The following is a 19,261-nucleotide window of genomic DNA, read 5'->3' on the forward strand; positions in this document are numbered from 1 at the left end:
ACGGTAATTGAAACAAAGATTGTAAGGAAAATGCATGCTACGGGCGGATAAGCAGAGTAACTGCAATTTTATAGATCTCTTCGCGGGGGCTGGAGGCCTGTCCGAGGGATTCCTTCAGGCAGGCTTCAGGCCGATTGCGCATGTCGAGATGGACAAGTACGCCGCAAAGACGCTTGAAACCCGCAGTGCATACTACTATCTGAAGAACACTGACAATCTCGCTCTTTACAAAAAATATCTATCCAAGAAAATCAACCGTAACGAGTTCATGAAGCAGATCCCTGCAACCGTGACAAAGACTGTTATCAACCAGACATTGTCGAATGAGACACTTCCCTCCGTCTTCAAGACCATCGACGGCGTCATAAAGATGCGCGGCATTAAGAATATAGACGTGATTGTTGGCGGCCCGCCCTGCCAAGCTTACTCTATCGTCGGCAGAGCACAGAGCAGCCACATGGGGACCCCGATGGAGGACGACCCGCGCAACTACCTGTATAAGCTGTATGGACGATTCCTTAAGAAATACCAGCCGCGCATGTTCGTATTCGAGAACGTGACCGGCATCGAGACAGCCCAGGGCGGCACCATCTGGAAGAACCTGCAGAAGTACCTCAAGCGCGTCGGATACGAAATCGAATGCCGAGAGCAGAACGCACAGAACTTCGGCGTCCTACAGAACAGGCGGAGAATGATCATCGTCGGCTGGCTCAAAAACAGCGGCCTGGCATACCCGGACTTTGTGAGGAAAAAGTCGGATGCCGTGGTGAACGACCTGTTCACGGACCTTCCGAAACTGCATCCCGGCGAAAGCAATAACACCTATTCAAAGACAAGGCCGAGCAGATACGTGACTGAGACCGGCATCCGGACGAAAGACGACGTCCTGACCCTTCAGAACTGCCGACCGAACATCGAGCGGGACATAAGGATATATGAAAGAGTTATAGAGCTGTGGAACGACGGGCATAAGCGTCTCAACTACAACGACCTGCCCGAGGAACTGAAGACGCATAGGAACCGGCGCTCCTTCATCGACCGCTTCAAGATAGTCGAGGGAGACGAGCACTTCTGCCACACGATACTGGCGCACCTCTCCAAGGACGGCCACTACTTCATCCATCCGGATATCAACCAGCATCGGTCCATCACTGTGCGGGAAGCGGCACGCATACAGTCATTCCCCGACAGCTATTACTTCGAGGGGTCGCGTACATCACAGTTTGTGCAGATCGGCAACGCCGTGCCTCCCCTGATGGCAAAAGGCATTGCAGAAGGAATTCTCGCACAGCTTCAGGGGGAGGACACTAATGGACAGCGATAAAAACGGAAACCTGATCCTCGAGCAGTACAGCAGGTTCAAGCGCATGGAACTGAAAAAATCACCTTTCCACTTTCTTCTTGCAAACGAATCCCATATTGATCCGAACCCTCACCAGGCCAACGCCTTCTGCGCTGCCATCGACGCAATAAAAACGGGCGGCATAGTGCTTGCTGACGAGGTTGGACTTGGAAAGACAATCGAAGCGGGACTCGTCCTGCGCTACATGCAGGAATCTGGAGCGAAAAAGATTCTGATAGTGCTCCCCGCCTCCCTCCGCAAGCAATGGGAGCTGGAACTTGAAGACAAATTCGATATGAAGTCCGTGATCCTGGACAGGCTCACGTTAGAACATGACGCGGAGAACTGGCACGAGAAGCTTGCTGACAAGCAGAATTCCCAGATTGTGATTACCTCCTACGACTACTCGTCGAAGTTGATGAAACGGTTCCCTGATGTGAAATGGGATTCCCTTATTATCGACGAGGCACACAATCTGCGTAACCTGAACGGTACGAAGCGCGCGAAGAGACTATATAATCTTTCTGTCGGAATTCCAAAGATTCTTTTGACCGCGACCCCGCTGCAGAACTCGCTCATGGATCTATACGGACTGATCTCCTTCATCGATCCGAAAATCTTCGGCTCAGAGCAGGTGTTCCGGCAGCGGTACATGAAGAACGAGAATTACGACGACCTAAAGCGCAAACTTGCACCGGTGCTATACAGAACTCTTCGGAAAGACGTTGCAGACTATATGCATTTTGCAAAGAGAATCTGCAAGACCGTAGATTTCGAACTGTCACAGGACGAGATCGAGCTGTATGAACGGGTCAATCAGTTTCTCAAGAAGGAGAACCTGTATTCCATACCGGCCTCCAACCGCGGGCTGGTCATTCTTGTTATCCGTAAGCTCATGGCTTCATCCAGCTTCGCCTTAGTCGAGACATTCGAGGTACTGAAGAAGCGGCTCGAAAAGCTGTATGAGGGCACGAAGTCAGCTGACGCGCAGGAGGGCTTCGATCTCTTCTGGAGCTTTGTCGAGGACGAGATCGATGAATCCGGCTTTGAAGAAGTCGAAGATGAAGACACCGCCGCGCAGAAGGCATGCATTCAGAATGAAATGGACGAGGTCAATGCGATCATCGATGTGGCGAAGCGCATTAAGACGAACTCCAAAGTCACCGCTCTGAAACAGGCACTTAAGATTGGTTTCTCGTATCAGAGGGCTCATGGCATAGCACAAAAGGCTGTTGTGTTCACGGAGTCAAAGCGGACACAGAAATACATCGCTGCTGAGCTGCGCAGATCTGGGTACAGCGGGGAGGATATCCTCCAGTTCAACGGCGATTTCAATGATGCCGTGACTCGGAAAATCTATCAGGCATGGCAGGTGAAGAACTCCGGGAACACAAACTATGGACGGAGCGTCGAATATAAGCACGCCATTGTTGACTATTTCAAAGAGAACGCGAAGATACTGATTAGCACCGATGCCGGTTCCGAAGGTCTGAACTTGCAGTTCTGCAATACGGTCATCAACTACGATCTGCCTTGGAACCCGATGAAGATCGAGCAACGGATCGGTCGCTGCCACCGCTACGGACAACAGAACGACGTGGTCGCCATCAACCTGCTAAACACACAGAACGAGGCAGATAGGCGCGTCTACGAGATACTGTCAAAAAAGTTTGAACTGTTCGAAGGCATGTTCGGCGCCTCTGACATTGCGCTCGGTGCACTGGAATCCGGCACAAGCTTCGAGAAAAGAGTGCTGGACATCTATCAGCGTTGCAATACGACCGCTGAATTCAATAAAGCTTTCGATAAGCTTGACAGGAAGTTGAACGCGAAGCGCGACCAAAAGGCGCGCAAGCTCCGCGACATCCTGATCACGGAAAGTAGCGGCGCAAAGAAGCAGGCCCTCGAGGGAAGGAAAAAGGACATTGACCGTTATCTACGGGAAGTCGACTACTGGGGCAAGGTTCCCCAGCCCAAGGTATTCAAGGACACTCAGTACTGGAAGGTCGACGGCTGGGGCCAACAGGCCTTTGGCGCACACGGCTACCTGTTTCTCGGCGCGATGTGCAATAACACCGACATCCTCTTCCCGGCGCTGCTCCTGTGCGACCACGAGGGGAGATACGTCGACTTTGATGAGGACGATCTCGTGCCGGAACTGGAGAAAATCAGCGATTCTGCCATCCATTATTTCAAACCGACCGACGAGGAAAACGAAATACTGCAGCGAGCACATGAGAACCTCGTCTCTGAGATGCTAAATAGGCTTGAAAAGCAGACGGAACCTGTGCGGGAATACAACAGACGCAAAATCGAAAACTGGATTCACATCCAGAACGAACAGCTCGTCATGGAGTATCAGGAAATGAGTGCGGAAGTCGAGACTCTCCACACTGAAGAGCGGGCCTCAAACAATATTTACGAAAAGATGGACATCAGAAAAAAGACGAAACAGAAGGAGAAGAAGCTCGAGGAGCTCCACACTTCGTTCCATAAACGGAATAGTCAGTTCAGAGCCGAAGGCGAAAGAGAAATAGCAGAGTTCAACAAGGACCTTGAGATCGATAATCCCATTCTTCTGATTAGCATCATACTGCAGTTTTAAGCGATACAGCCATGCAGGAAAGAGCAAAGTCCGAGCTGATTTGAGTCAGCAAATACGATGAGAAGAAACTTATCGAGCCAAGCATTCTTATGTAAAATCCGGAGACCACAAACGACGACCCGGGCAGCAGAAACATGCTGGACGGTTAAATGTTTTTTATTGATCCGCCATACAGCAAGGTTCCGTATTCAAACAATTCGATGATGATGTATCATATTATTTGGTTATTCATGATGCAAGACCATCTCGCTCTACTGCATAAAATTGTTAGCAGACGATGGGTATCTGGATTTCCTTAGACGATAACGAGGTCTTCTAACCTAAGGGTTCTTATGTATGAGATCTTTGTAAGAACGTGTTTCATAGTTACTGTTACTTGGAGATCAATCAATAACGGCAACAATGATTCTAAACAATTCTCACTTGGCCATAATTACACACTCATTTATCCCAAAATCGAGGGATTGAAAACAGAGAAACTCAGTAATGCAGGTCATATCAGGCAGGCAAAGGTTGAAAAAAGCTATTCCCTGACCGGAAGAAGAATTAGTTCGCAACCCCAAAATCGGGAAAGCTCATTATGAAAGCTCTAAAAATAGCCACCAATGAAGACGAGTTTATATTGGATTCTTCTGTTGGAAGTGTTGCTACAGCGACAGTTGCACATGGAATGAGGCACAAGTGGGTAAGAATCAAATTTGAAAGCTGCACCTACACCCATTACAAACCCAGAACGGAGAGATTGTTCTTCATCATTCTTGAGGAAGATCCGAACATGTTCGGCTTGATCAAGCAACCGTTGAATCAGCTCAGCATGTTCTGGAAAGTCTCTCAATGGTACAGCCCTAACTCTCTCCTGGCAACCACGACCGTGAAATACACGGTTGATGCCAGAGCACTCAATGAAGTCAATAACAAGAAGACTGCTTCTAAGGCGTGTGAAGGCGTCCAGTGGCGCAGCCTCGCAGCGACAGCCAATCAGGATCAAACAACATGGGAGTACCGGCTCTCCCCTGACAATATTCATCCCGGGAACACCAACAAATAAACCCTCGGAACAACACATTCCGTAAAGGAGGACTAATGGTTAACAGATTTAAGTACGCCGAAGTACGGCAGAAAATTATAGACGCAATCCGAACCGACCTGATCGGCCCAAGTTCTTCGGAGGAAAAGCTGGATGAGAATCCGCGCTACGCATACCTTGTCGGCAAGCTCGAACCGCAACATGATGAGAATGCACCAGACGAGAACGAGCAGGAAATCGAAGCTGACATTGATCACGACAAAGGCGAGGACTTTACTTCAGGTAAGGATGACGACAATGAGCCGATATCCACTACGAAATTCGAGCTGCCGTCATCCATCGGCATCAGCTTCTACCTGGAAAGCAGTCTCGACTGCATCTGCCTGAATGTGACGTGGGGAGACTATACAAAATCAACCGAAAAGAACATCGACAAGGACGGAAAGGAACACAGCCACGCGGTTTACAAGAGGATCCCGGAGGAGGAAACCGTCCAAGTAAAGTTCAGTGACTTCGGGCGCACAAAGGACTACCCGCTTGTGCAGGATTCAAATGTACATGTCCATGTGTCGCGCATCCCGCTGAAGGACGGGTATTCTCTCATTACTGCCTATGTTGTGAACAAGAGGAGCAATCCGTCCAGCGACGTCGAGGGACTGATGTTCCAGGTAGGAATCAAAGCTCACGCGGAAGACGGTTCGGCGGTGTTCATCGCCGAACACATCTGCAGGAATGTTCTTGCGACTGATGAGTTCTACTTCGAACAGCGACCCATCATGGGACGCGGTAGAGGTTGCGCGGCCGTATGGGGAAATACTGTAAACAGCCGAACCAATTATGTTGAATCTGCATTCATTCCGGAATATGAGTATCCCGGTGTCAGTGCTGCACTCAAGGACTTTTCTTCTGAATATTTTTCGACTTGGCAGATGGCAGCCAAAGGTAAAAAGGAGGATACGCTACACAAGCTGAACACGCTTGCCGACTCATACGAGAATTGGATTAAAGAAACGCTGGAAAGCAGCCCTAGGATGAATGATCAGGAATTCCAGGGGGAGGTCGGGAATCTCGTCATCGACCACTGCCGAGACGCACTGCGAAGAATCCGGGACGGCATCCAGATCATTGAGACCGACGAGATTTCTTTTGAAGCGTTCAGCTTCATGAACAGCGTGATTTTCATGCAGAACAGCATCAAGAACTATGCGAAGAAGCATGGAAAAGGCATCGAATGCAATTTCGAAGAGTTTCTCGACCCAAATAACCCAAAGAACGAGTTCGCCTGGAGACCGTTCCAGATTGCCTTTATCTTGATGAATCTCAGGGGCATCGTGCATCCTGAAGATCCTGAGCGGAGAATCGTCGACCTACTCTACTTCCCGACCGGCGGCGGAAAGACGGAGGCCTACCTTGGACTTATGGCCTTCACTATCGCCAATAGACGTCTGAGAGCTTCTGATGCTGACAAATACAATCATGACGGCGGTGTGACCATCATTTTGCGTTACACGCTTAGACTGCTAACGACACAGCAGCGTGACCGCATCACAAGGATGGTTGTCGCCGCAGAGCTTGTCAGGCAGAAAAGCTATCCCCGTTACGGATCGGAGCCAATCAGCATCGGTTTCTGGGTCGGAGGTGGGGTGACTCCAAACAAGTTCGAAGACTTGAAAGAAAGGCCGGGAAAATCTTACGAGACACAAAGCCAAAAAAATCTGCTTTACAAGCAGCTTCTTACTTGCCCACTCTGTGGCAGACCCCTCACAAAGGACGATTTTTATATCTTGCCAGACGAGAAATCCGTAGAAATATATTGCTCGGACAAGCACTGCAAGTTCTATAAATATCCAAATACCAGAGAGCGTATCCCGATTCCAGTATACTTGGTTGATGAAGAAATCTACGCAAAATGTCCGACTATCGTCTTGTCAACAGTCGACAAGTTCGCAAGGCTGCCGTGGGACGTGAACACGAACGCTCTGTTCGGAAGAGTTGACCGCAAGTGCAGCCGCCATGGATATATTGCGATTGGTGTAAAACATCCGAAACACAGGAAGACAGCCAGCCTTCCTGCTGCAGAGATCACGCCAGTGAAACCGTTTCTCCCTCCGGAGTTGATTATCCAAGACGAGCTTCATCTAATCACGGGGCCTCTTGGAACTGTCTATGGTGCTTATGAAACAATTATTGAGGACATGTGTACCCACGATGGAATCAAGCCAAAATACGTGGTCTCCACGGCAACAATAAAAAACGCGGACAATCAGGCGAAAAGCTTGTACGCCAGGAATACAACGAAGCAGTTCCCTCCGAATGGCTTCGAGATCGGCGACAGCTTCTTTATACGGGAAATCCCGGTCGAAGAAGATCCATTCCGGAAATATGTCGGGATTTGTGCTCCTGGGCAGTCTATGAAGACGGCCTTGCTGAGAACTTATGCCATCATTCTGCAGGCAGCCTACACATTCTCCCTACAAGAAAAGTACAAGGACGTCATTGATCCGTACTACACCTTAATTGGATATTTCAACAGCATCCGAGAACTTGGAGGCACAGTCCGACTTCTGCAGGATGATATTCCTGACAGAATCAAGCGAATTCAAAAACGCTACCATTGCAAGAAACGACGTTTTCTGAATAAGAATGACGAGATAACATCCCGAATGTCGTCATGGAAAATACCAGAAAAACTCAACCAGCTTGAGCTGCCCTATACCGCAAAGGATTGCATTGACACAGCCCTCGCAACGAATATGATTGCAGCTGGCATGGATGTAGACCGGCTTGGACTCATGGTCGTTACGGGTCAGCCGAAGCAGAACTCCGAATACATCCAAGCGACAAGCCGTATAGGGCGTGCTCACCCAGGACTCGTCGTGACACTGTATAACGCATACCGTCCGCGGGACCTTTCGCATTACGAGAACTTCACTGGCTACCATGCGCAGCTTTACAGGTTTGTCGAAGGGACAACTGCCACTCCGTTCTCTGCAAGAGCACGTGATCGTGTTCTACATGCACTTGTTATTTCCGCGATAAGACTTCTATACCCGGAAATGGCTGACAACAAGGATGCCGCGGCAATAAATTCTCTGTCACAGGATCAAATCAATGCTGTGAAGATGATGATTCTTGACCGGATAAGGATTGTCAAGCCATCAGCGAGAGCTGATACGAATGAAGAAATTGACCAATTTATCGATTGGTGGAAGTCAAAGGCAACGCAGGACGACAGGCCTCTTCGCTATTACGTTTTAGGAACCGAAAAATATAGCAGGCTTATGAACGGATATGAACAACTTCATATCGAAAGCGAAAAGCCTACTTTACGATCGATGCGCGATGTGGAAAGCGCAGCAAATATGTACTACTACTACACGGAGGACTAATATGGCTGGATACTACAATAACAAACTCGGCGAATTGCGCCCGAATCAGATCATCACAACTTTTGGACCGGGATCAGTTGTAGATGCCGTCAAAGACTCTGTGACTATTCTTGATATCCCGTACTGGAGGGATAAAGGAAAGAGGATAATAGACGGTCGGCTTGCATCCTACCTGAACGTCGATGCCTTCTATACGCCGAGAACTACCTCCGCACATGACATACCTGTCGTTACTTTTCCTTACTGGCATGTTTGCTCCAACATCAAATGTGGGAGACTTTTTGACGCAAGAGAGGGTATCGACAATGATCTTGACAAATATCTGAAATATGGCGCTAGCTGCCCCGACTGCGGCTGGCGTGCCTATCCTGCCCGTTTCATAACAATCTGCGAAAACGGGCACATATCAGATTTTCCGTGGAAATGGTGGGTTCATCGCGGGAATACTCATTGCGAAGGCAAAATGAGAATGTACTCCACCGGAAATACGTCCACGCTGTCGGATATGTGGGTGAAGTGCTCCTGCGGCATACACAGAAGCATGAGCGGGGCCACGCAGGCCGGAAACTTCGAGGGGCTGTCTTGCCGCGGCATGCACCCATTCCGACCACATAGCGGAAACGAACATTGCGAGAAACCAGTCATCCCGTCACAACGAGGCGCATCGAACGTGTACTTTGCTGTGACCCGAAGTGCCATATCCATTCCGCCGTGGATCAACCCCCTGTACAACCTGGTAGACGAGCATCTTCGGGATATTGAACAGGCAAAAAAGATGGCTGTAAGACTCCTAGGCACTGAGGAAGAAGGTCTTCAGCAGATTTACGAAGAGTACTTTCATGATTATTCACGCGAGGAATTTGATGCAGCCTATGAGCGGCGCATGAATAACATCAAAGAGTTCACGGAAATCAAGCGGATGGAGTATGAGGCAATAACGCATCATGATGATCCTACCTATCAGTCGAACAAGAAGCATTTCAGGGCAGAGGAAGACGCTTTGCCTGAATACTTCAAACACTACTTCAACCGGATCATTCGCATAACAAGACTGCGTGAAGTGCAGGTCCTTCTTGGCTTCACTCGAGTTGATGCTCCCGATCCTGATGCGGACGAACAGCCGAATGTCGTCTACCTAGCAAAAGGCAGGGATGAACGCTGGCTTCCTGCTGTGGAAGTAAACGGCGAAGGAATCTTCATCGAATTCAACAGGCAAACGCTTGCGAAGTGGCTGGATGAACCGGTAGTCAGCGAAATCTCGGAAAAATATACCGTCTCCTATAGGAAATACTGTGAGTCAAAAGGGTGGACGATAACAACGAATCGCAATGCGGTTTATGTCCTCATGCATACCTTTTCCCATCTTCTCATCAAGCAGATGGCGATGTCGTCGGGGTACTCCTCTTCAGCAATCAGGGAAAGAATCTACTCCGGCGATAAGATGGCAGGCGTTCTGCTCTACACGGGAAGTTCCGACAAGGAAGGGTCTCTAGGAGGTCTTGTGGAGCTCGGTACGGCAGACCAGATGACAAGCCTCATACGGGACGCATTCCAAGAAGCCTTGGTATGCACGAACGATCCAGAGTGCATGAACACGCTTCCAGCAGGACAGAATTTAAACGGCGCTACATGCCATTCATGCTGCATGATTTCAGAAACTGCTTGCGAGAATGGGAACCGCATGCTTGACCGAGGACTCGTGGTTCCCCTTTCGGAACGGGAGGAGACTTCATATTTTCGGGAGCTGGTGAATGAGCTGTGTCAGGTGGAGATGTAAAAAGAGAAATACTTCTGAACACTATAAGGGCAGATGCCGCCAATGGTACCGACAATGCCACAGACCTCCTGCGCAGACAGCATCCAAGCTTGTCACCTATAGATTGCGCGGGAATAGCTGAGACAATCCAGTCTGCTCTGAACACAGAAAGCGCTGACAGAGTCTCGCTTGTCGTGACAGCACCGCCGTCGTTCAGAATTCGCGCAAAACCGACGATGACCGTTGTCCGATCATTGATCGAAGGAGCAAAAAGAAACATTCTGATTACCGGATACGCGCTTTCCTCGTATTTCTCGGAACTTACAGACATCATTATTGACAAAAGCCTGAAAGGAATTTTCGTCAAGTTCTTTATCAACAACATCGCGAAACAGCCAGAAGCAGACAAATTGCTTCGGTACAAGGGTCACTTCCTCAAGATCTACGACTACAGCAATGAGAAAGATAAGATGGCAGCTTTGCACGCCAAAGTCATTTCTACGGATATGAAACAGACTTTGATTACATCGGCAAATCTGTCATACCACGGACAAGAAGGAAATATCGAACTTGGAACACTGATTGAATCAGAGCAAACAGCGAAACAACTCGATGAAATAATGACACAGTTGATCTTCAAAAAAATATTCAAAGAAGAATGATACATGGGGTGATGACGATGTCGGATATTCGGGCGAAGGAACAGCAGCAGAGGCGGAACTGGATGGTTGTTTACTTTGTATGTCATTCAAGCACATACAGCCTTTCCATCAAGGATAAAATCTTGTCAGAGCAGAGACATTGATAAGCTTGCATCCGTCTTTGAGCGTTTTATGAATCTGGGACAAAATTAAGTACTAGCCTCCCTGAAAGACCTTGATATACGACGGTGCTCGCCGGGAATCATCCACCCCCTGCCGAGCACCTTTTCCAATGATGTTCACTTGAAACCTCCGTGGGATCCATTGGCTCTTATCTACGCCACACTGAAGTGGTTGGAGATCAGCTACTGAGCAGCAGAGAAGCCTAAATTCATTAGGTTACCCACGGCTTTGATTTCAAAGACTCTATGGTCGGCATTTGCCTGTCGGCCTTGCGTATGCTCCGTTTAACACACACAGCCAAGGAAATCAACTCTTTTCTTCCCGTCGCGCCGATGCTACATCTGGTACCTGGCTCTGGTGCACCATGCCAATTCGACAGCACGATCAAAGGAACCACATGCACATTCGACCATTCCTTTCCCTCACTCGATTCAAGCGCACTATCGCAATCATCCTGGTACTGGCAAGCGCCCTCTTCTTCCTAGGCGCCTGCGGATCGGGCTCGCAGGCAGACCAGTCCAACCAGTCAAAGGCCTCGGAAGGGCAAGGTTCCTTCCCCGTCAAGATCAATCATGTTTACGGCACCACCTCGATCCCTTCCAAGCCCAAGCGCATCGCCACCGTCGGATGGGCCGCTCCCGACAACCTCATCGCCTTGGGGGTCGTGCCGGTCAGCATCCAGAAGAACTCCTTCGGCAAGACCGTGGATGGAGGGTATCTGCCCTGGACCAAGGATGCCCTGGATGAGATGCATGTGGCCAAGGCGGATATGCCCAAGCTGCATGACGAATCGGACGGCATCGATGTCGAGGCCATCGCCGCGTCCAAGCCCGATCTGATCATCGGCCTGCTCTCCGGCATGACCAAGAAGCAGTACGACACCTTGAGCAGGATCGCGCCGACAATCGCCTATCAAGAGGTTGCCTGGGGCGACCCCTGGCGCAAGGTCATCACGTCCACAGCCAAGGCCATCGGAGAACCCGAAAAGGGCAAGCAGCTGATAGCCGACCTGGAGGAGCGCATCTCAAAGGTCGGAGAGACCCAACCGACCATCAAGGGCAAGACCGCGGCAGTTATGTATTTCGATGCCTCCAAGCTCTCTAAGTTCAGCGTCTACACCACCTCGGACGCCCGTCCGCAATTCCTGAACGACCTGGGCCTGGAGACTCCGGAGTCGATCAAGGAGGACTCCAAGAGCACCAAGGACTTCTACAAGGAGATCTCCTCCGAGCACGCCGACAGGTACAAGGATGTCGACATCATCGTCACCTATGGCACCCCGGACCTGCTTGAAGCGATGCGCAAGGACCCCCTCCTCTCCAAGATTCCCGCAGTCGAGCGCGGATCCGTCGTGGTCATCGACAATGACAGCGAGATGGCCAATGCCCTTGACCCCTCGGCCCTGTCCATCCAGAAGACGACCGACACCTACGCCGGGCTTCTGGGCGAGGCCGCCGCCAAGGTCTGATCAGGCCGCAGACGAGGTGATGAAAGAGGGAGAGGCGGCGATATATGCGATCGGGAGTGACTCTGCGCTCAGGCACCCGGCGGGCAGCCATGCATCGCAAGGGAAACGGACCCATGGTCTTGTCCATACTGATTCTGGCGGCCTGTCTGGTCATGGCCTGCGCCCTGTCCCTGGTTTTCGGCTCCCGTTCCGTCAGCCCTTGCGACATCCTCCACGCCCTGTCCGCCTCCTCGGATGACATCGCGGTCTCGGCCATCCGCCTGAGAATCCCCCGCACCGTTCTTGGCCTCCTGGTCGGTGCCGGGCTCGGGGTAGCCGGGACCCTGATGCAGGGCATATCACGCAATCCACTGGCAGATCCGTCGATTCTGGGCTTCAATACGGGGGCGGCCCTGGCGATCGTCTGCTCCATAGCCTTCTTCTCCCTATCGACGCCGGCCCAGTACGTCTGGGTCGGACTGCTGGGCAGTGCGACGACCGCACTGGTCGTCTGGACCATAGGCTCCCTGGGGCCATCCGGTCCATCTCCGCTAGGGCTGACCCTAGCCGGTGTCGTGATCAGTTCGGTACTGGGGTCTCTTACCTCCGCCATCCTTCTGCCCCGCGTCAATGTCATCAGCTCTTATCGCTTCTGGCAGGTGGGCGGAATCTCCGGCGCCCGGTTCGACCTCATGATGCCGGTCCTGCCTCTTCTCGCTCTTGGACTTATACTCGCCTTCTGCCTGACGCCCGGAATCAACGCCTTGACCCTGGGTGATCAGATGGCCGAAGGACTGGGTATGCATGTCGGACGTGTCCGCAGCCTGGCCTGGCTTGCGGCGATACTCCTCTGCGCCTCCTGTACGGCACTGGCGGGGCCGATTGGCTTCGTCGGATTGGTGGTCCCCCATGTGGCACGACTGCTCATAGGACCCGACTACAGGCGAATCATGGCCCTGAGCATCCTCATCGGCCCCCTCCTGGTGGTTGGTGCCGACGTGGTGGGCAGGATAATCACCCGTCCATCCGATGTGGAGGTCGGCATCGTCACGGCACTGATTGGGGCTCCCGTATTCGTGATTCTGGCCGGGCGCAGAAGAACCGCGGAGGTATAGGCATGGATGCTTGCCTCCTTCAGAAATCGCATAGACCCGATGCGATGACCGACCTGCAACGGATACGACAGACCCATACCGTTCGTTCACTGGCAGTCACCATCCTGCTTGTGGTACTCCTGGTTGCTCTCGCGCTGTCCGACCTGGTTCTGGGACACCGCACATACTCCATGAGCAACCTGATTGGAGCACTTCTGGGGCAGGGAGACGAAGGGACCAGATTCGTGATTCTCCAACTCCGCATGCCCAGGGCACTGATCGGCTGCGCCGCCGGCATCGCATTCGGCATGGCCGGAATTGGTTTCCAACACCTCCTGCGCAACATGATGGCCAGCCCGGATATCATCGGCATCACGGCAGGAGCCAACACGGCCGCCATCTTCGGCATTGTCGTATTGGGCCTGTCGGGCATGCCCTTGGCCTGCCTGGCGGTCATGGGCGGTCTCCTGACAGCCCTCCTGGTCATGGCCCTGGCCTGGCGCGGATCGTTCGACCCGACCCGGCTGATACTGATCGGCATCGGAGTGGCCGCAGGGTTCAATGCTCTGGGTTCCTGGCTGATGGTTCGCAGCAACCAATGGGACATCCAGGCAGCAACCCGGTGGCTGACGGGCAGCCTGGCCGATGCCCAGTGGTCCGATCTACCCATACTGGCAACAACAACCCTGGTCGGCGCCATGCTCCTGCTGGCACTCGACAGGAATGTCAGCACACTGCAGCTGGGACCGGAGATGGCCGCCGGACTGGGAGTCATGGTAAGCCGTGTCCAGTTCGAGGTGATTATCGTGGGTGTGCTGCTCCTGGCTGTCGCAACGGCAACCACCGGTCCCATCTCCTTTGTTTCGTTCCTCTCCGGCCCCATCGCCGCAGTCCTGGTTGGTCGGGGAACATCGGCCCTTATCCAGTCGGGCCTGGTGGGAGGTTGCCTGGTTCTGGGGTCGGACATCGTCGCTCAGCATCTGCCCACAACCCAGGTGCCGGTCGGCATCATCACCAGCATTGTGGGCGGACCCGTCCTCATCCTGATCATGGTCCTCATAACCCGCAGACAGGAGCTCTGACCATCATGACATCATCTCCGGCATACGACGCTTGGAGCAGCGCGCATAAGCTGGCTGCCTCGCACCTTCGCCTCACCTATGGCGGGCGTACAGTCATCGAGGACCTGAGTCTGGATATACCCCCACACACGATGGGGTCCATCATTGGACCCAACGGATGCGGAAAATCAACCTTCCTCAAGGCCATGGCCAGGATACTGAAACCAGCCTCAGGGACCGTCACGCTGGACGGAGAGCCCATCACCAGCATGCCCACCCGCAAGGTTGCAACGATTCTGGGGCTGCTGCCACAGAACCCGTCAGCACCCGCAGGCATCACCATCGCCGACCTGGTCGCTCGTGGCCGATACCCCCACCACCACTTCGTCGAGCGGTGGACGCCCAAGGACGAAAAGGCAGTGGAACGGGCCCTCGCCCTGACCGGACTGACCGATATGGCGGGGTGCCCGATCGACCGCCTATCCGGAGGCCAACGCCAGCGCGCCTGGATTGCCTTGACCCTCGCCCAGCAGACCGACATACTCCTTCTTGACGAACCGACCACGTATCTCGACATCGCCTACCAGCTTGAGGTACTTGACCTGCTGAGCACCCTGAACAGGCAGGAGGGCGTCACGGTGGTCATGGTTCTCCACGACCTGAACATGGCCGCCAGATATTCGGATTGGATCCTGGCCATCAAGGATGGCAGGAGGATCGCTTTCGGCGCTCCCGATAAGGTCATAAATGAGAGCCTGGTCAGCGAGGTATTCGGCATCGCATCCACCGTGGTGACCGATGGGTCCACCGGCACCCCATTGATGACCCCGGCACCCAGCCATAGTCTTGAAGCCCACTCTGGCGGGGCTGGCAATGTACACGTACACTGGGATGACCCGACAGGGCGACAGCAACCAATCCAATGATGTAAAACCCTCGATGTAAACCCCTCGTCCTCTTCTCCGCATCGCTAACACCAACGTCTCCGACCAGAAAGCCTCAAAACCACCGATTCACGAACCATGACAACCTGAGTGGAGCCCCATCCTCAGGCAACTTGACGTTCCGATCAACCCATAAACCTCAACCGAAAGATAGCCAGCCATGGAACACCAAGCCAACAACCAGCCTGTCCCTTTGATTCCCTTCCGCGTCTCCGTAGCCAGAGCGGAAACGCTCTCGCCCCACTTCAAGCGGATCGTCTTCCAGGGACCGGATCTGAAGATTTTTGCAGACGCTGGGTACGATGAGCGAATCAAAATCCTCTTGCCGCTCCCCGACGGATCCGTGCCGCCCCCTTCATTCTTCGAGGCGACCCCTGAAGATCCGCTTGCCTGGTACCAACAGTGGAAGACCATGCCCGCAGGGAGCCGCAACCCGCTGCGCACCTATACGGTTCGCAAGGTCAGGCCCGAGAGCGAGCAAATAGATGTGGACTTCGTCATCCACGACCATGCCGGACCGGCTGGAGCCTTTGCAGAGGCAGCAAGACCAGGCGATCAGGCCATCATCATCGGCCCCAATGCACAGGCCGGAGGACCCGTCGCGGGGATGGACTTTCACCCGGGCCAATCCAGACATCTTCTCCTGGTGGGCGATGAGACTGCGGTACCAGCCATCGGCTCCATAATGGACAGCCTGATCCGCGACCACTGGCAGGGAGAGGGGGTGGCATTGATCGAAGTCCCGACCGAAGAGGACCGTCTTCCGCTGCCCGAGCATGAAGGAATCCGCATAATTTGGACGACCTGCGACGAATCCGGGCATGGGCACGCCCTCACTGAAGCCATGCGCAACCTACTGGACGACCTGCCAATCCATCCGCCTACGGCCGCAACCGCTGAATCTTCCAAGGAATTCACAGAGGTTGATATCGACAAAGAGCTGCTCTGGGAGACTGCCGATGCCGCCCAAGCCGATACCTCCATTCATGCCGACGACCTGTACGCCTGGATCGCCGGAGAGGCAGCCACCGTCCGCGAACTAAGGCGCATGCTGGTCAGAGACCAGGGAATGGATCGGCGCAGCGTCTCATTCATGGGATATTGGCGCCAGGGCCGCAGCGAGATGTCCTGACCGCCCGACCCCGTGAGCGGGCGACCACCCTCGTCTTTTCCTGACCTGCAAGCAAAGAGCGATCACAGAAGCCCTTCTGACTGCGTGAGTAACAGGTCATGGGCTGCCGAATCGAATCCGCCACGGCATCTTGCAGGATTGATGGATAGGAACCACAGCCTTGCTTGCTGTGCGGCAGATTGGATGGAACCCCGTCCGGTTCTGATGAGTCAGTTCCCGTCAGATGAACCGCAGTACTCCCGGAAGAAATTGCCGATCACCCGGTGACCATACTGGCTGCCGATGCTCTCGGGGTGGAACTGAACGCCCTCCATGAGCGACCGGCCCCGCCTCAGACCCATCACATAGCCGTCCAGAAGCGAGCGCGCGCTGATCTCCAGATCGGCGACCTGACTTACCGAGGCCTCATCGGCAACCAGGGAATGGTATCTGGTCACATCGAAGGTATCGGGCAGGCCCTTGAAGCAGCCCCTCCCGTCGTTGCTTATCCCGCTCACCTTGCCGTGCTGACGACTGGAGGCCCTGACCACCCGTGCTCCGGCGTGTACCGCGATGGCCTGCATGCCCAAACAGATGCCGAAGACCGGCTTCCGTCCTGCTACCTGATCCAAAAGCTCCAGGTAGCCGCAGTCCTCCGGGCGCCCCGGCCCGGGGCCCAGAATGACCGCATCGAAGGCAAGCGGATTTACTTCTGCAAGGTGGTTCACCCGGACAATGGTCGTATCGGCGCCCAACAGGTCTACGTAGTTCTTGACCACGTAGACGAAACTGTCAAAGGCATCAACCAGCAAGACTTTCATGGGCCAGCTCCTTTCCGGTGATGGCCAGGTAGGCCGAACCCATCTTCTTCATGGTCTCCTGCCACTCGCTCTCAGGCTGGGAGTCCTCGACGATCCCCGCCGAGGCACGCAGGTGATAGCTGCCGGAATGGTAGGAGGCTGTGCGTATGCACAGCGCAGTTAGGACCAGACCGTCGAATCCGAGGAAGCCCACCGCCCCGGCATACACCCCGCGCGGGCTGACCTCGGTCTCCTCAATGATCTCCACGGCACGTACCTTGGGTGTTCCTGTCATGGTGCCGGCGGGAAAGGCGGCCGAGAAGACGTCATACTTGTCCAGACCAGACCGAATCCGGCCGATCACATCCGAGACCATGTGAATGACGTGGGAGTAGACCTCGGTAGTCATCAATCGGTCCACCTTCAAGGATTCAGGCGTGCAGCACCTGGCTACGTCGTTGCGGCCCAGGTCCACCAGCATCAGGTGCTCGGCCCGCTCCTTGGGGTCGCTGGTCAGCTGCCTGATGGCCGCCTGTCGAGCCTCTTCCTCTCCGGGATTGCCGACCGTTCCGGCGATGGGCCGCAGGGTTATATCGCCATCGGGGGTCAGCCCAATGAAGAGTTCGGGGCTGGCTCCGATGACATGCACTCCTTGGGGGGTCACGAAGTAATACATATAGGGGGACGGATCCTGCAGACGCAACCGCTGGTAGACCTGGAAGGGCGGAATACGAGAATCCACCTGGATCTCATGCCCGAGCTGGAGCTGATAGACATCGCCCTGGGCTATGTGCTCCTTGCCCTTGGCAAACCACCGATAGAAGCGATCCCGATCGATCGTGTCATGGGCCTTGTATGGATAGTCCGGCTCGATACCACCCTGGATGCTGCTTTGGGCGCCATCCACTTCAGGATATTGCTCCGGCGACGCGTCGGATTGCAACAGCTCCAGCACATCTTCTAACGGCGCGGATCCATGCCCGGTCTGGCCGCTCTCGATTGGCGCATTCGGAACCTGCGCACCAGACGGTGCAGAAGATCCGCGCTCTCGCAGATTTTCCTCACCCTCGGGACTGTCACATCCTGCAGGATCCTTATCGACATGGATCAGGGTGGCGCTGCAACCACCGGTTTTCAGATCCAGAGTGATGATTCCCCGATACAGCGTCAACGAGATGACAGGCAAGGCTGCATCCCTTGGTATGCGCTCCTCCAGATCCTCGATCATGAAGATGGTGTCATACCCGAAGTAGCCGAACCAGCCCATCCCGAAGGGGCCTTCGTGGTCGCCGCTGATGGCGAAGGAGGATTCCAGCCTCCTCAGCGCTGCAAAGACTTCCTGGATGCCGGGGACCGGAAGATGAACCACCCCCTGCTCAATCCGTCCGAAAGTCTCCAGCAGGCCCGTCAGCTGAGCATCGCCCAAAGGGTCGATGGTCATGACGTGGTCCGTCACGCTCACGGCCAGCATCGGTTCGAACCCGATTGCCGAGCGGTTCCGATCATGATCGGGGCCGCTCAGGGACTCCAGGATGAAGAGCTGATTTTCCCCATATAGGGTGCACAGCCGCCTATAGATGGCCAGGGCATCAAGGTCACTGGAGAACCGGTGGGATTCCATAGTTACGTTGATAGTCATTAGGGCACTTCCTAGGTCAAATACTGCGGTTGGGAAGCGGCAGCGATACCTCGCCTGATGCCGTTTCAGCGCGTCATGGATATGGATTTCCCATGGCAGGATGTCCGCAGATAGTAAAAGAGCAACCTCATGCACTGAGGCGAATACAGAAATCAGAAGAAGAACCGGCTACAACATCAACGCCATCGGGCATCGACATAGAAGAAGACACCCTTGGGCAAC

General features: G+C 53.6%; 13 protein-coding genes. 11 read left to right on the forward strand and 2 right to left on the reverse strand.

Annotated features, from left to right (window positions below):
* The first annotated feature begins 34 nt into the window (after positions 1-34).
* From ACUIAD_RS02365 to ACUIAD_RS02415, 11 genes are all read left to right on the forward strand, one after another.
* Positions 35-1,324, forward strand: coding sequence for a DNA cytosine methyltransferase (locus ACUIAD_RS02365; protein WP_445343569.1), 1,290 nt, complete (start codon positions 35-37; stop codon positions 1,322-1,324).
* On the forward strand, positions 1,311-3,947 hold the full coding sequence (gene drmD, locus ACUIAD_RS02370; RefSeq protein WP_445343570.1) for a DISARM system SNF2-like helicase DrmD: 2,637 nt from the start codon (positions 1,311-1,313) through the stop codon (positions 3,945-3,947). Before ACUIAD_RS02365 ends, drmD begins: the two co-directional genes overlap by 14 nt.
* A 580-nt stretch (positions 3,948-4,527) precedes the next feature.
* The gene (locus ACUIAD_RS02375; RefSeq protein WP_445343571.1) at positions 4,528-4,995 is read left to right on the forward strand and encodes a hypothetical protein; all 468 of its coding nucleotides are present in this window, start codon (positions 4,528-4,530) and stop codon (positions 4,993-4,995) included.
* A 35-nt stretch (positions 4,996-5,030) separates the two neighbouring features.
* Complete coding sequence (drmA, locus tag ACUIAD_RS02380) at positions 5,031-8,363, forward strand: DISARM system helicase DrmA (RefSeq protein WP_445343572.1); 3,333 nt, start codon at positions 5,031-5,033, stop codon at positions 8,361-8,363.
* 1 nt (position 8,364) lies between these two features.
* Positions 8,365-10,140 (forward strand): DrmB family protein, encoded by a 1,776-nt coding sequence (gene drmB / locus ACUIAD_RS02385; RefSeq protein ID WP_445343573.1) that lies wholly within the window; start codon positions 8,365-8,367, stop codon positions 10,138-10,140.
* Positions 10,122-10,781, forward strand: coding sequence for a phospholipase D-like domain-containing protein (locus ACUIAD_RS02390; protein WP_445343574.1), 660 nt, complete (start codon positions 10,122-10,124; stop codon positions 10,779-10,781). The genes drmB and ACUIAD_RS02390 overlap by 19 nt, the downstream gene beginning before the upstream one ends.
* A 559-nt stretch (positions 10,782-11,340) precedes the next feature.
* Entirely contained in the window at positions 11,341-12,411 is a 1,071-nt protein-coding gene (locus ACUIAD_RS02395; RefSeq protein ID WP_445343575.1) for an iron-siderophore ABC transporter substrate-binding protein, read from the forward strand.
* A 44-nt stretch (positions 12,412-12,455) separates the two neighbouring features.
* Entirely contained in the window at positions 12,456-13,505 is a 1,050-nt protein-coding gene (locus ACUIAD_RS02400; protein WP_445343576.1) for a FecCD family ABC transporter permease, read from the forward strand.
* Between the two features lie 44 nt (positions 13,506-13,549).
* Complete coding sequence (locus ACUIAD_RS02405) at positions 13,550-14,566, forward strand: FecCD family ABC transporter permease (protein WP_445343577.1); 1,017 nt, start codon at positions 13,550-13,552, stop codon at positions 14,564-14,566.
* Between the two features lie 5 nt (positions 14,567-14,571).
* Positions 14,572-15,471 (forward strand): ABC transporter ATP-binding protein, encoded by a 900-nt coding sequence (locus ACUIAD_RS02410; protein ID WP_445343578.1) that lies wholly within the window; start codon positions 14,572-14,574, stop codon positions 15,469-15,471.
* Between the two features lie 178 nt (positions 15,472-15,649).
* Complete coding sequence (locus ACUIAD_RS02415) at positions 15,650-16,621, forward strand: siderophore-interacting protein (RefSeq protein WP_445343579.1); 972 nt, start codon at positions 15,650-15,652, stop codon at positions 16,619-16,621.
* Positions 16,622-16,830: 209 nt separating this feature from the next.
* Here the strand turns inward: ACUIAD_RS02415 and ACUIAD_RS02420 are convergent, their stop codons facing one another.
* Entirely contained in the window at positions 16,831-17,421 is a 591-nt protein-coding gene (locus tag ACUIAD_RS02420) for an anthranilate synthase component II (RefSeq protein WP_445343580.1), read from the reverse strand.
* Positions 17,402-19,039, reverse strand: coding sequence for an anthranilate synthase component I family protein (locus ACUIAD_RS02425; RefSeq protein ID WP_445343581.1), 1,638 nt, complete (start codon positions 19,037-19,039; stop codon positions 17,402-17,404). The genes ACUIAD_RS02420 and ACUIAD_RS02425 overlap by 20 nt, the downstream gene beginning before the upstream one ends.
* Between the last annotated feature and the right edge of the window lie 222 nt (positions 19,040-19,261).

The sequence above is a fragment of the Bifidobacterium sp. ESL0819 genome (assembly GCF_052606245.1).